Genomic DNA, 13,695 nt, shown 5'->3' with positions numbered 1-13,695 from the left:
CGGGGCGAGCCACCCGACCACGCCGGCGCCCGCCCCCAGCAGGGCCACCGCCGACGCCACTCTCGCACCCGTCGCACCCGTCGTCCTGGCCGTGTCGGCGGCGGCCGTTCCCGTCGTGGTCGTGTACGTCCTGACCGTTCTCCTCATGCTCACCGACGGTAGGAGCGGCCGACGCCGGAGGCCCGGCCCGAAAGTCAGACGGGACCCTGGACGATCGTCAGGGTTGACAGCCGGGCTCCCGCTCCGCTGAGCCGTTCGGGCCACGGTCCGCGCGTCGGGCGCACGGCCGCCCTACCCTCGGGGAAACGCCCGGCCGGGCCCGCCGCCACCCCCGGAGACCAGCCATGCACCGTCGGACCGCCGCCGCGGGTGTCCTGCTCGCCGTCTCGGCGCTGGCCGCCTGCGGGAGCGACGGCCTGACGGCGGGTACGGCGGTGGTCCTGGACGGCCGGCGGATCCCGGTCGGCGCGGTGGAGGCCCGGGTGACGCAGCTGCGGGCCGCGCCCGGCGGTGCGTCGACGGACGTCCGGCAGCAGGCGGACGGGCTGGTGCGGCGGGCCGTCGCGGACCTGGTGCTCGACGCGGTGGTCGCCCGGGCGGTGGCCGACCGCGGCCTGGCCGTCGGCGGCGCCGAGGTCGCGGCGGTCCGGGCTGCGGAGGAGGGCCGGTACGGCGGTGCCGGTCCGCTGGCCCGGGTGCTGGTCGCGCGCGGCGTCCCGGCGGCCGGGGCCGACGCCTACTACCGGCGGCAGCTGGGTATCCGCGGCCTCGCCGCCGCGGCCGGGCAGGACGCCGGTACCCCGGCGGGCGACGCCACCGTCCGCCGGGCGCTGGCCGATGCCGCCACCACGCTCCACCTGCGGGTCAACCCCCGCTACGGCGGTTGGGACGCGGAGCGGGCGGTGCTGCTCCCCGACGCCCCGCCCTGGCTGGCCCGGTAGGGCCCGCCCCGCCCCGCCGCCTCGCCGGACCGCCGCCCGAAACCGGGACGCGGCGGGCCACCGGGGCCGGGTAGGTTCGGAGGGTGACGAATCCTCCGCCCGCGAAGCTGATCCTGCTCACCACCACCCACCGGGTGGCCCCCGGCCTGCTGGCCTGGCCCGCCTGGGAGGCGCTGCGCACGGCCGGGCGCGTGCTGGCGGCCGACGCCGACCACCCCCAGCTGGCCGCGGTGCGCCAGGCCGGGGTCGAGGTGGACCTCGTGCCGGCCGGCTCGGCGCCGGCCCTCGCCCGGCTGCTGACCGAGCCGGCGCCCGGCGCGGGCCCGACGGTCTGGCTGGGCGGCCCGGACGGCGACCCTGGCCTGACCGACGCGCTGGCGCGTCTCGCGGTCGAGCACGCGGGCGAGGTGCCGGAGATCGAGGTGCTGCCCGGCTCGTACGACCTGCCGGGCGCCCGGCTGCTCGACCTGGTCTCCGTGATGGACCGCCTCCGCTCGCCCGGCGGCTGCCCCTGGGACGCCGAGCAGACCCACGCCAGTCTGGTCAAGTACCTGGTGGAGGAGGCGTACGAGCTGGTCGAGGCGATCGAGGAGGGGGACCGCGACACCCTGCGCGAGGAGCTGGGGGACGTCCTTCTCCAGGTCTTCTTCCACTCCCGGATCGCCGAGGAGCACCCCACCGACCCGTTCTCGGTGGACGACGTGGCCGGGGACATCGTCGAGAAGCTGATGTACCGCCACCCGCATGTGTTCGGGGACGTCGAGGCCGAGGGCGCCGCCGAGGTGGAGGCGAACTGGGAGCAGCTGAAGGCCGCCGAGAAGTCCGAGCGCGAGTCGGTGCTGGACGGCGTGCCGGCCGGGCTGCCCGCGCTGGCGTACGCGGCGAAGCTGGTGTCGCGGGCGCGCCGGGCGGGCTTCACGGGCGTGCCGGACGAGCCGTACGAGCTGCCCGCCGAGCTCACGGCGGAGTCGGCGGGCAGGCTGCTGCTCGCGGTGGCGCAGCGGGCGCACGACGCGGGGGTGGACGTGGACGCCGCGCTGCGGGCGGCGGCGCGCGGCTACCGGGACGCGGTGCGCGCGGCCGAGGGACTGAAGCCCGAGTAGCCGGGACTGCCCGGGCGGCCGGCCGCCCGGGCAGTCCCGGCAGGGGTCAGACGGGCTGGACGCTCTCCACCGGCCGGCGCTGCGGCGGGACGACCTCACCGATCGCCTCGCCGACCAGGGCGAGCAGCTCGGCGAGCCGTTCCAGGTCGAGGTGGTCGGGCAGCTCGGCGAGCGAGATGATCCGCTCGCCGTCCGGACCGGCCACACAGAACAGGTCGATCGGGCCGAGGTGCTTCTCGGCGGTGTCGACCAGGGCGGCGATGTCGCTCGGGCGGTGGATGTCGCCGCAGACGCCGACGACCGGGCAGCCCGGCCGGTCGAGCTCGGCGGCGAGGTCCTCGGCGATGCCGACCCGCAGGTCGGCGACGAGCACCCCGGAGGCGCCGGCGGAGGTGAAGCGGCGGGCGAGGTCGGCACCCGACCCGCCGTCGAGTACGGCGATGACCACGACTGCCCCGGCTACCCGCATGGTGCGCTCCTTCCAGTGGACGGCACCGCACCGTCGCCCACATTTTTTCGTTGGAGGATCGTAGGCACGTCCTGACCCTCCGCAACAGGGATTACCCCTCAGGTGACCAGGCTCACGCCTGCCGGGCCGGACTTACCCACCGGATACGGTCGTCCCATGCCAGTTCAGCCCGATTCCGCCCGCCCGCCGCTTTTCACCTGGGAGTTCGCCGCCGACCCGTACCCCGCGTACGCGTGGCTGCGCGAGCACGCGCCGGTGCACCGCACCACCCTGCCGAGCGGGGTGGAGGCCTGGCTGGTGACCAGGTACGCGGACGCCCGGCAGGCGCTCGCCGACGGCAGGCTCTCCAAGAACCCCGCCCACCACAGCGGGCAGGCGCACCGCACCGGCCGGGTGGGCATTCCGGGGGAGCGGCAGGCCGATCTGATGACGCACCTGCTGAACATCGACCCGCCGGACCACACCCGGCTGCGCCGGCTGGTGTCGAAGGCGTTCACGCCGCGCCGGGTGGCCGAGTTCGAGCCGCGGGTGCAGCAGCTCACCGACCGGCTGATCGACGGCTTCGCGGAGCGCGGCTCGGCGGACCTGATCCACGAGTTCGCCTTCCCGCTGCCCATCTACGCGATCTGCGACCTGCTCGGCGTGCCGTCCGAGGACCAGGACGACTTCCGGGACTGGGCGGGCATGATGATCCGCCACGGCGGCGGTCAGCGCGGTGGCGTCGGGCGCGCGGTACGGAAGATGCGGGCGTATCTGCTGGAGCTGATCCACCGCAAGCGGGCCGACCTCGGCGACGACCTGATCTCCGGTCTGATCCGGGCCAGTGACCACGGCGAGCACCTGACCGAGAACGAGGCCGCGGCGATGGCCTTCATCCTGCTCTTCGCCGGCTTCGAGACGACCGTCAACCTGATCGGCAACGGCACCTACGCGCTGCTGCGCAACCCCGGCCAGCGGGCCCTGCTGCAGGACTCGATCGTCCGCGGCGAGACCGCGCTGCTGGAGACCGGCATCGAGGAACTCCTGCGCTACGACGGCCCGGTGGAGCTGGCCACCTGGCGGTTCGCCACCACCCCGCTGACCATCGGCGGGGTGGACATCCCGGTCGGTGACCCGGTGCTGGTGGTGCTCGCGGCGGCGGACCGGGACCCGGCGCGGTTCTCCGACGAGAACACCCTCGACCTGGCCCGGACGGACAACCCGCACCTCGGCTTCGGGCACGGCATCCACTACTGCATCGGCGCCCCGCTGGCCCGGTTGGAGGGCCGGGCCGCACTGGCCACGCTGCTCTCCCGGCTGCCCGATCTGCGGCTTGCCGAAAGCCCGGAGAATCTGCGGTGGCGCGGTGGTCTGATCATGCGTGGACTTCGTGAACTGCCGGTCGAATTCACCCCGGAGAGGCCGTCGTCCGAGACCGTCGACTGAGGTTTCCGGCGCGTCAGTCGGGTGCCGTCGACCCGCTCCACGTGGCCTGAATCACCATTAAACCGGACATAGCACCTCGGTTGGTAGGCGCATGACCACGGGCCGTAATTTATGTGTGATGTGGGCGATATGAGCTTGTGATTGATGTGATGATCTGTCTAACCTCCCTGGAGTCCGCTGCTGCGGACCTCGTGCGCGGGACGCCGAATCCTGCCCGCCGCGTCACGGGAAATCGACCAGAACCCTTGGGCAGGGGCGGGGGAACCAGGTTTGTTGCCGTCCCCCACGGCTTGGGGTGAAGCCGCCCGCGCGGGCCGAGACGTTCCGCGTGACGCGGCCGGGCCACCTCCCGGTCCGAACCCGACAGCTCACCTCGCAGGCGTGCGGAGAGGGACATCTTCATGCTGTTCGTTGGAACTGGCCGTCACCGTCGTCGTACCCAGGCCGAGAAGGCCATCGCCGTCGCCGGTGTGGCCGGCGTCGGACTCGCGATGCCGCTCCTCACCGCCTCCGGTGCCTCGGCCGCCCCCGCCTCCACCTGGGACGCGGTCGCCCAGTGCGAGAGCGGCGGCAACTGGAGCATCAACACGGGCAACGGCTTCTACGGCGGCCTGCAGTTCACCTCCAGCACCTGGAAGGCGTACGGCGGCAACGCGTACGCCGCGCAGGCCAACCAGGCCAGCAAGGCCCAGCAGATCTCGGTCGCGGAGAAGGTCCTCGCCTCGCAGGGGCCGGGCGCCTGGCCGGTCTGCTCCCAGAAGGCCGGCCTGACCAAGGGCGGCGCCCCGGCCGCGGTCGACACATCCGCCGCCAAGCCCGCCGCGCCGAAGCCGGCCCAGCCGAAGCCGGTTCAGCAGCAGGCCCAGAAGCCCGCGCAGAAGCCCGTCCAGCAGCAGGCCCCGCAGCCGGCCGCGAAGCCCGCCCAGCCCGCGCAGCAGAACACCCAGGCCCCGGGCTTCTCCGGCAAGGCCGGCTGGGACGCCGACGCGAAGGTGTACTGGTACCAGAACAACGGTGCCTGGTACTGGACCAGCCACCAGAGCGTCTACCAGCAGTACGCCGGCCAGGCCGCGAGCCAGGACTTCCGCCCGGCGGCCGCCCAGAGCGCCCCGGCCGCCGCGCCGAAGAGCGGTCACGGCTACACCGTCCAGTCCGGCGACACGCTGTCCACCATCGCCGCCGCCCAGGGCGTCTCCGGCGGCTGGCAGGCGCTGTACGACGGCAACCGCGGCACCGTCGGCGGCAACCCGAACCTGATCGTCCCCGGCCAGGTGCTCACCCTCGGCTGAGTCCCGCACCGGGCGACAGCGGGCGAAGGGGGCCGGATTCGGCCCCCTTCGCCCGCTTCCGGCCCCGTCCATGGGGCAACCAGGTGAACTACCGGTGGGTAGGCAGGCCACACGCTGAGACGGGACCGAGGTCAGCGTGGCCCTGAGAGCCCGTGCGGTTAGGCTCTGGTCGTAACGACTCCGCAATTGTCCCGCCGACATCATCACCGTCAGCCGGACCCCTGCTTCCGCTAGGAGATGCCTCGTGCCGTCCATCGATGTCGTCGTAGCCCGTGAGATTCTCGACTCGCGTGGGAACCCCACGGTCGAGGTCGAGGTCGGCCTCGACGACGGCAGCACCGGCCGTGCCGCTGTCCCGTCGGGTGCCTCGACCGGCGCCTTCGAGGCGCTGGAGCTTCGCGACGGTGACAAGAACCGCTACTTCGGCAAGGGCGTGGAGAAGGCCGTTCTGGCCGTCATCGAGCAGATCGGCCCGGAGCTGGTCGGCTACGACGCCACCGAGCAGCGCCTGATCGACCAGGCCATGCTCGACCTGGACGCCACCCCGGACAAGTCCTCGCTCGGCGCCAACGCCATCCTGGGCGTCTCGCTGGCCGTCGCGCACGCCGCCGCCGAGGCCAGCGACCTGCCGCTGTTCCGCTACCTGGGCGGCCCGAACGCGCACGTCCTGCCGGTCCCGATGATGAACATCCTCAACGGCGGCTCGCACGCGGACTCCAACGTCGACATCCAGGAGTTCATGATCGCCCCGATCGGCGCGGAGTCCTTCTCCGAGGCCGTCCGCTGGGGCGTCGAGGTCTACCACACCCTCAAGGGCGTGCTGAAGGAGCGCGGCCTGTCCACCGGCCTCGGTGACGAGGGCGGCTTCGCGCCGAACCTGGACAGCAACCGCGAGGCCCTGGACCTCATCGTCGAGGCCATCCAGAAGGCCGGCTACGTGCCCGGCAAGGACATCGCGCTCGCCCTGGACGTCGCCGCCTCCGAGTTCCACGAGGACGGCGCCTACCAGTTCGAGGGCAAGGCGCTCTCGGCCAACGAGCTCATCGAGTACTACGCCGAGCTGGTCGCCGCCTACCCGCTGGTCTCCATCGAGGACCCGCTGGACGAGTCGGACTGGGACGGCTGGAAGGCCATGACCGTCAAGCTGGGCGACAAGGTCCAGCTGGTCGGCGACGACCTGTTCGTCACCAACCCGGTCCGCCTGGCCAAGGGCATCGAGACCGCCACCGCCAACGCGCTGCTGGTGAAGGTGAACCAGATCGGCTCGCTGACCGAGACCCTGGACGCCGTCGAGCTGGCCCAGCGCAACGGCTACCGCTGCATGATGTCGCACCGCTCCGGTGAGACCGAGGACGTCACCATCGCCGACCTGGCCGTCGCCACCAACTGCGGCCAGATCAAGACCGGCGCCCCGGCCCGCTCCGAGCGCGTCGCCAAGTACAACCAGCTGCTGCGCATCGAGGAGATCCTCGACGACGCCGCCGAGTACGCCGGCCGCGGCGCCTTCCCGCGCTTCAAGCACGAGGGCTGAGCCCTTCCGGCCCGGTCCCTCGGCCGTCCGGTAGCGCACGCCTGACCGGTGCCCCGCCGTTCACCCCGTAGGGTGGACGGCGGGGCACCGTCGCGACCAGGAGGGGAATCGGGAGATGGCAGGCTGGAGGATTCCGGGCTTGGCGGCCCGTCCCCGGTTCACGAGCCGGGCGACCGTCCTCGTCCTGGTGCTCTGCTCGCTGGTGGCGATCCTCGCCTACCCGACCCGCCAGTTCATCTCCCAGCGCTCCGAGATCTCCGCCCAGCGGGCGAAGGCCGAGCACACCCGGCAGCAGGTCGAGCAGCTGCGCCGGGAGAAGGCCCGCTGGCAGGACCCGGAGTACGTCAAGGCGCAGGCCCGCGCCCGGCTGCACTACGCGATGCCGGGGGAGACCCCGTACATCGCGGTGGACCCGGCCGGCCAGGGCGCCACCAAGTCCTCCGTCAGCTCGCCCGCCCCCTCCGAGGGCGCGGCCCACGGCCCGGTGACGGCGGCCAAGCCCTGGTACGCCAGCGTCTGGGACTCGGTCGACGCCGCCGACACAGCCGACACCGCCGCCCTGGCCCCGCCCTCTCCACCCGCCCCCGCCCTCGCTGGAGACAGCTCCCCCCATGACCACTGAGAACCACCCCACCGTCTCCGACTCCGACGTCGCGGCCATCGCCGCGCAGCTCGGCCGGGTCCCGCGCGGACTGCGCGCGGTCGCACACCGCTGCCCCTGCGGCAACCCGGACGTCGTGGAGACGGCCCCCCGGCTCGCGGACGGCACGCCGTTCCCGACCCTGTACTACCTGACCTGCCCCAAGGCCGCCTCGCTGATCGGCACCCTGGAGGCGGACGGCGTGATGAAGGAGCAGACCGCCCGGCTCGCCGAGGACCCGGAGCTGGCCGCCGCCTACCAGAAGGCGCACGAGGACTACATCGCCCGCCGGGACGCCATCGAGGTGCTGGAGGGCTTCCCGAGCGCCGGCGGCATGCCGGACCGGGTGAAGTGCCTGCACGTACTGGTCGGCCACTCGCTGGCGGCCGGACCGGGCGTCAACCCGCTCGGTGACGAGGCGATCGGCATGCTGGAGGACTGGTGGGCCAAGGGCCCGTGCGTCTCCGCCGACGAGGTCGAGGCCGCCGGTGGGCGGGTCGCGCGCAACCGCGCCAAGGAGCACGACCACGAGGCCGTGATCGCCGCCAAGCAGCGGAAGGCCGAGGAGCGCGCCGCGAAGAAGCGCGCCGCCGAGGAGGCCGGCCAGGACGACCGGGAGGCCGGCGCATGAGCGTCACCCGGGTCGCCGCGATCGACTGCGGCACCAACTCGATCCGGCTGCTGGTCGCCGACCTGGACCCGGAGACCGGGGAGATCACCGACCTCGACCGCCGGATGGTCATCAACCGGCTGGGCCAGGGCGTGGACCGGACAGGACGGCTGCACCCGGACGCGCTGGCCCGCACCTTCGCGGCCTGCCGCGAGTACGCGGAGGTCATCTCCGGGCTCGGCGTCGGCCCGGACCGGACCCGCTTCGTCGCCACCAGCGCCTCCCGGGACGCCGAGAACAGCGACGAGTACATCAGCGGTGTGCGCGGGATCCTGGGTGTCGAGCCCGAGGTGGTCAGCGGCGACGAAGAGGCGCACCTCTCCTTCGTGGGCGCCACCAAGGAGTTCACCGGTGGTCAGTTCCCGGCGCCCTATCTGGTCTTCGACCTCGGTGGCGGCTCCACCGAGTTCGTGCTGGGCACGCGGGACGTGCAGGCGGCCCGCTCGGTGGACATCGGCTGCGTCCGGCTGACCGAGCGGCACTTCGGCGGCGCCGAGCTGCCGACGCCGGAGCAGATCTCCGCCGCCCGGGCACACATCGCGGCCGAGCTGGACAAGGCCGAGGAGACCGTCCCGCTGACCGGTGCGGCCACCCTGGTGGGCCTGGCCGGGACGGTCACCACGGTCTCCGCGATCGCCCAGGACCTGCCCGTGTACGACTCCGAGGTGATCCACCACTCGCGGATCACCAGGGAGCGGGTGGCGCGGATCGCCGACGAGCTGCTGGCCGCCACCCACGCCCAGCGCGCGGCCATCCCGTCGATGCACCCCGGCCGGGTGGACGTGATCGCGGCCGGCGCGCTGGAGCTGCTGGAGATCATGGAGCGGACGGGCGCCGCCGAGGTGGTCGTCAGCGAGCACGACATCCTGGACGGCATCGCCTGGAGTATTGCCCGCTGACCTTCCGCGGGCCTTACCTCTCCGGCCCCGGAGCCCCGATCGGGGCTCCGGGGCCGGGGCGCGCCCGGGGCCGTGCGGGAAAGTTCGTGAATTTCTTCACATGACGATCCAGTCATTCGTCGCAGTCGTTGGCCCACTCCGTCCGAAATATGGGACCAAAGGTCCGTCCGGCGTGCCGACCGTTGGATCGTAGGTGAGGCTCCCCTGGGGGTTTGAAAATCGAAATCATGCACGGGAACCCAGGCGCGGCACGGATCGTTGCTGCTCAGCCGGGTCATTCGAACGCGCGTGCTCTCCCGTGGCTCCGGTGGGTGGTGGGGCTGTACTCCTGAGCCGGGAAATGGGCCGCGAAGTGTAGCACAGGGTGTCCAGAAGCTTGTGACTGGGCTCACGAAGGCTGCTCCGAACGGTGCTGGATACTTTCGGATATGAGCACCACGGAGCGTCCTCGCATCCTCATTGTCGGCGGTGGTTACGTCGGCCTGTATGCCGCGATGCGCATCCTCAAGAAGATGCGTTACGGCGAAGCGACCGTCACGGTCGTCGACCCGCGGTCGTACATGACGTACCTGCCCTTCCTCCCCGAGGCGGCCGGCGGCAACGTCGCGCCCCGCAACCTCGTTGCCCCGCTGCGCAGCGCCCTGAAGAAGGCGGAGGTGCTCACCGGTGCGGTCACCGGTGTGGACCACGCCCGCAAGGTCGCCACCATCCAGCCGGCGGCCGGCGACTCGTACGAGCTGCCCTTCGAGTACCTGGTCGTCGCGACCGGCTCGGTCTCCCGCACCTTCCCGATCCCGGGTCTGGCGGAGCACGGCATCGGCATGAAGACGGTCGAGGAGGCCATCAGCCTCCGCAACCACGTCATGGCGCAGCTGGACAAGGCCGAGTCCACCACGGACGAGGCGGTCCGCCGCAAGGCGCTGACCTTCGTCGTCATCGGCGGTGGCTTCGCCGGTGTCGAGACGATCGCCGAGATCGAGGACATGGCGCGCGACGCCGCCAAGATCTACCGGACCGTCAGCCGTGACGACATGCGCTTCATCCTGGTGGAGGCGGCCAACCGCATCCTCCCGGAGATGGGCCCGGACCTCGGTCTGTGGACCAAGGAGAAGCTCGAAGAGCGCAACATCGAGATCTACATCGAGACCTCGATGGACTCCTGCGTCGACCAGCACGTCGTGCTGAAGAACGGCGTCGAGGCCGATGCCTCCACCATCGTGTGGACGGCCGGTGTGAAGCCGAACCCGGTGCTGGCCAACTTCGGCCTGCCGCTGGGCCCGCGCGGCCACGTCGACACCGCCCCGACCCTGCAGGTCCAGGGCTTCGACTACGTCTGGTCCGCCGGCGACAACGCCCAGGTGCCGGACCTCGCCGCCGGCGAGGGCGCCTGGTGCCCGCCGAACGCGCAGCACGCGGTCCGTCAGGCCGCCGTCCTCGGCGACAACGTCATCTCCGGGATGCGCGGCTTCCCGCAGTCCGAGTACAAGCACAAGAACCTCGGTGCGGTGGCCGGTCTCGGCCTGCACAAGGGTGTGGCGATCCTCTTCGGCAAGTACAAGCTGAAGGGCCGTCCGGCCTGGTGGTTCCACCGCCTGTACCACGGCGCCATGGTCCCGACCATGAACCGCAAGATCCGCGTCTTCACCGACTGGACGCTGGCCGTGTTCCTGAAGCGCGAGGCCGTCGGCCTGTCGCAGATGGAGAAGCCGTTCGAGGCGTTCCAGGAGGCTACGGCGCCCGCGCCGAAGCCCGCCGTGGCGGCCAAGCCGGCCGCGGACAAGGAACTCGCCAGCAAGTAAGCGACTGACACCCCGGCGTGGGAGCGTCGGGGTATGAGTCGGAGGCCCTCCGCCCGGCAACGCCGCCGGACCACGACCTCCGTGGTGCTCAGCCGGCCCGTGCGACCGGGCGGAGTACAAGAAGTACGGGAAGTCCCCCGCCGAACCCTCCGGCGGGGGACTTCCCGTTCCCGGCTTCCCGGCTTCCCGGCTCCCCGGCTTCCGGCCTTCCCCGGCCGGCGGTCAGTCGGTCTTGATGCTCTCCAGGATGTCCAGCTTGGAGGCCCGGCGGGCCGGCCAGAAGGCGGCCACCAGGCCGACCACGCCGGCCAGTGCCAGGAAGAGCAGCAGCTGGCCGAAGGGGAGCACCGTGGTGAGGCCCTGCAGGCTCGACTTCAGCGTGCCGTTGATCGCCCAGGCCATGAAGCAGCCGAGCAGGACACCGATGCCGGCGCCGAAGACCGAGATCACCACGGACTCCAGCCGGACCATCCGCTTGATGCCGGAGCGGTCCAGGCCGATCGCCCGCAGCATCCCGATCTCGCGCTTGCGCTCGAAGACCGACATGGCCAGCGTGTTGATCACCCCGAGGATCGCGACGATCACGGACATCGCCAGCAGTCCGTACATCATGTTCAGCGCGAAGGTGATGGTCTGGCTGAACTCGTCGCGGACGTCCTGCTTGGACTGGACCTCGATCACCGGGTTGGCGCCGGTGGCGTCCTTGAGCGACTGCTTCAGCTTGTCGGTGGCGCCGTCGGCGCCCTTGACCAGGACGTTCCTGATGTAGGGCTGGGGATCGTGCTTGACGATCTCGCTGTTGGCCAGTGCGGCCCCGCCGACCATCCCGCCCTTCTGGTAGACACCGCCGACGGTGACCTGGCCGGTGGACTCGTCCGGGTAGGTGATCTTGACGGTCGAGCCGGTGGTGAGGTTGCCGTTCTTGGCGACGTCCTCGTCGATCAGGATCTGGCCCTGGCCGAGCCCGGCGGTGGAGCCGCTGGTCAGCTTGACCGAGACGAGCTTGTCGAAGGAGTCCTGGTTCAGCCCGGTGATCTCCTGGTTCTTGCCGTTGAGGTCCCAGTAGACGGTGGTGAACGGCGAGGAGGCGGTCACCCCGGGGGTCTTGGCGATCTCGGCCGGGACCTTGTCCGAGAGGCTCATGCCGTTGGCGGCCCCGACCAGGTAGTCGGCCTTCAGGGAGCTGGTGACGGCCTTGTCTATCGCGTCGCCGACCGAGGCGCCGATCACCGTCAGACCGCTGACCAGGGTCAGGCCGATGGTGAGCGCGGCGGCGGTGGCCGCGGTGCGGCGCGGGTTGCGCACCGCGTTCTGCCGGGCGAGCTTGCCGGGCATGCCGGCCAGCTTCCCGAGGACCGGGCCGATCAGGGCGATGACCGGGCGGGAGAGCAGCGGCAGCAGGACGAAGACGCCGACCAGGGCCAGCACGGCGCCGACCGCGACCGGCATCCGGCCGTCGCCGTTGCCGGTGGACGCGCCGTAGGCGATCAGCGCGGCGCCGCCGGCGGCGCCGATCGAGCCGATCGTGTTGCGGACCACCAGACTCTTCTGGCTGCTCGGCTGGTCACCGCTGCTCATCGCGGCCACCGGGGCGATCCGGGAGGCCCGCATGGCGGGCAGCAGGGCGGAGAGCACCGTCACCACGATGCCGACCACCAGGGTGACGGCCACGGTGAGCGGCTTGATCACCAGCGGGCCGCTGGGCATCCCGCTGTCCATCGCGCCGACCAGGGACTGCAGCCCGGCACCGATGCCGACACCGACCACCAGACCGGCCGCGGCGGACAGGGCACCGATCGCCAGGGCCTCGATCAGCACGGACCGGGTGACCTGCTTGCGGCTGGCACCGATCGCCCGCAGCAGCGCGAGCTCCTTGGTGCGCTGGGCGACCAGCATGGTGAAGGTGTTGGCGATGATGAAGATGCCGACGAAGAGTGAGATCCCGGCGAAGGCGAGCAGCATGGTGCGCATGCTCTCGGTGCCGCTGGTGATCATCTTCTGCTCGTCGTCCTTGAGCTGCTGACCGGTCTCGGCGTTGAGCTGCTGGCCGGCCGGGAGCTTCGGCTGGACCTGGGAGAGCAGCGCGTCCTCGGTGGTGCCGGGCTTGGCGGCGAGCACGATGCTGCTGTAGCGGCCCGGCTCCAGCAGCAGCTGCTGGGCGCTGGCGCGGTCGAACAGGGTGAGCGTGCCGCCGGTGTTCACCACCGGGTCGTCGGTGGTGAAGATGCCGGTCAGCCGGGCCTCGATCACCGGGCCGTTGGAGGCGAGCCGGACGGTGTCGCCGACCTTGTAGCCGCCCTTGTCGGCGGTCTTGCGGTCGAGCGCGATCTCCTTGGCCGTCTTCGGGCCCTGGCCCTCGGCCATCGGGTAACGCGGGTCCTTGCCGTCCTGGCCGGGGGCGAAGTTGGCGCCCTTGGCGCTCCACGCCTTGCCGATCAGATTGCCGCTGCGGTCGGCGACCCCGGTGAAGCCGCTGACCACGCCGCGGGCCTGGGCGGTGCCGGGGAGCGCGGCGAGCTGCTGGACCGTGGCGTCGGTCAGGGTGGCCGAGCTCTTGTCGCTCTTCTCCCGGGCGCTGGCGGAGGAGCCCGCGGCCCGGTCGACGATCTGGACCGACACGTCGGTGTAGCTCTTGGAGTTGCTGTCCCGCATGGCCTTGCCGAAGGTGTCGGAGAAGACCATGGTGCCGGCCACGAAGGCGGTGCCCAGCATGACGGCCAGTGCCGTCATCAGCAGTCGGCCCTTGTGGGCCAGCACATTGCGCAGTGCGGTGCGATACATGGGGTGTCCTGGGGTCAGGTAGGGACGGGCGGCTGCCGGCGGAGCGTCAGCTCGTACGGCCCTTGGCGTCGAAGCGGCGCATGCGGTCCAGGACGGTGTCGGCGGTGGGGTTGACGAGTTCGTCGACGATGCGGCCGTCGGCGAGGAA

General features: G+C 71.8%; 10 protein-coding genes, 2 pseudogenes and 1 riboswitch. Of the genes and pseudogenes, 9 read left to right on the top strand and 3 right to left on the bottom strand.

Annotation, left to right across the window (positions count from 1 at the left end; all coding sequences use genetic code 11):
- Window positions 1-344 precede the first annotated feature (344 nt).
- Window positions 345-941 (top strand): hypothetical protein, encoded by a 597-nt coding sequence (locus ACIP82_RS26880; RefSeq protein WP_400656964.1) that lies wholly within the window; start codon window positions 345-347, stop codon window positions 939-941.
- 83 nt (window positions 942-1,024) lie between these two features.
- Window positions 1,025-2,044 (top strand): MazG family protein, encoded by a 1,020-nt coding sequence (locus ACIP82_RS26875; protein WP_363607004.1) that lies wholly within the window; start codon window positions 1,025-1,027, stop codon window positions 2,042-2,044.
- A 46-nt stretch (window positions 2,045-2,090) separates the two neighbouring features.
- Here ACIP82_RS26875 and ACIP82_RS26870 read toward each other — a convergent pair whose 3' ends face one another.
- The gene (locus tag ACIP82_RS26870; RefSeq protein ID WP_363607005.1) at window positions 2,091-2,513 is read right to left on the bottom strand and encodes an SDR family NAD(P)-dependent oxidoreductase; all 423 of its coding nucleotides are present in this window, start codon (window positions 2,511-2,513) and stop codon (window positions 2,091-2,093) included.
- 156 nt (window positions 2,514-2,669) lie between these two features.
- On the opposite strand from ACIP82_RS26870, the gene ACIP82_RS26865 reads away from it, so the two are divergent.
- The 7 genes and pseudogenes from ACIP82_RS26865 (at window position 2,670) to ACIP82_RS26835 (ending at window position 10,766) form a co-directional block, all read left to right on the top strand.
- Window positions 2,670-3,938 (top strand): cytochrome P450, encoded by a 1,269-nt coding sequence (locus tag ACIP82_RS26865; protein WP_363607006.1) that lies wholly within the window; start codon window positions 2,670-2,672, stop codon window positions 3,936-3,938.
- A gap of 224 nt (window positions 3,939-4,162) precedes the next feature.
- A riboswitch (cyclic di-AMP (ydaO/yuaA leader) is annotated at window positions 4,163-4,334 on the top strand.
- A gap of 5 nt (window positions 4,335-4,339) precedes the next feature.
- On the top strand, window positions 4,340-5,227 hold the full coding sequence (locus tag ACIP82_RS26860; RefSeq protein WP_400656960.1) for a transglycosylase family protein: 888 nt from the start codon (window positions 4,340-4,342) through the stop codon (window positions 5,225-5,227).
- Window positions 5,228-5,471: 244 nt separating this feature from the next.
- Window positions 5,472-6,758, top strand: coding sequence for a phosphopyruvate hydratase (gene eno, locus ACIP82_RS26855; protein ID WP_363607009.1), 1,287 nt, complete (start codon window positions 5,472-5,474; stop codon window positions 6,756-6,758).
- Between the two features lie 139 nt (window positions 6,759-6,897).
- Window positions 6,898-7,380, top strand: a complete 483-nt coding sequence (locus ACIP82_RS26850) for a septum formation initiator family protein (protein ID WP_363607010.1) — start codon at window positions 6,898-6,900, stop codon at window positions 7,378-7,380.
- Window positions 7,352-7,864, top strand: a pseudogene (locus tag ACIP82_RS26845) (DUF501 domain-containing protein); the annotation flags it as partial. The gene ACIP82_RS26850 and the pseudogene ACIP82_RS26845, both read left to right, overlap by 29 nt.
- A gap of 161 nt (window positions 7,865-8,025) precedes the next feature.
- Entirely contained in the window at window positions 8,026-8,967 is a 942-nt protein-coding gene (locus ACIP82_RS26840) for a Ppx/GppA phosphatase family protein (protein WP_363607011.1), read from the top strand.
- 428 nt (window positions 8,968-9,395) lie between these two features.
- Window positions 9,396-10,766: an NAD(P)/FAD-dependent oxidoreductase gene (locus ACIP82_RS26835; protein ID WP_363607012.1), complete on the top strand. Its 1,371-nt coding sequence runs from the start codon at window positions 9,396-9,398 to the stop codon at window positions 10,764-10,766.
- A gap of 222 nt (window positions 10,767-10,988) precedes the next feature.
- Here the strand turns inward: ACIP82_RS26835 and ACIP82_RS26830 are convergent, their stop codons facing one another.
- Complete coding sequence (locus tag ACIP82_RS26830) at window positions 10,989-13,547, bottom strand: FtsX-like permease family protein (RefSeq protein WP_363607013.1); 2,559 nt, start codon at window positions 13,545-13,547, stop codon at window positions 10,989-10,991.
- Between the two features lie 46 nt (window positions 13,548-13,593).
- Window positions 13,594-13,695: pseudogene (locus tag ACIP82_RS26825) on the bottom strand (ABC transporter ATP-binding protein); the annotation flags it as partial.

The organism is Kitasatospora sp. NPDC088548 (assembly GCF_044753005.1).
In the GTDB taxonomy this organism is placed as follows: domain Bacteria; phylum Actinomycetota; class Actinomycetes; order Streptomycetales; family Streptomycetaceae; genus Kitasatospora.
This window is presented reverse-complemented; position numbering and strand designations above follow the sequence as displayed.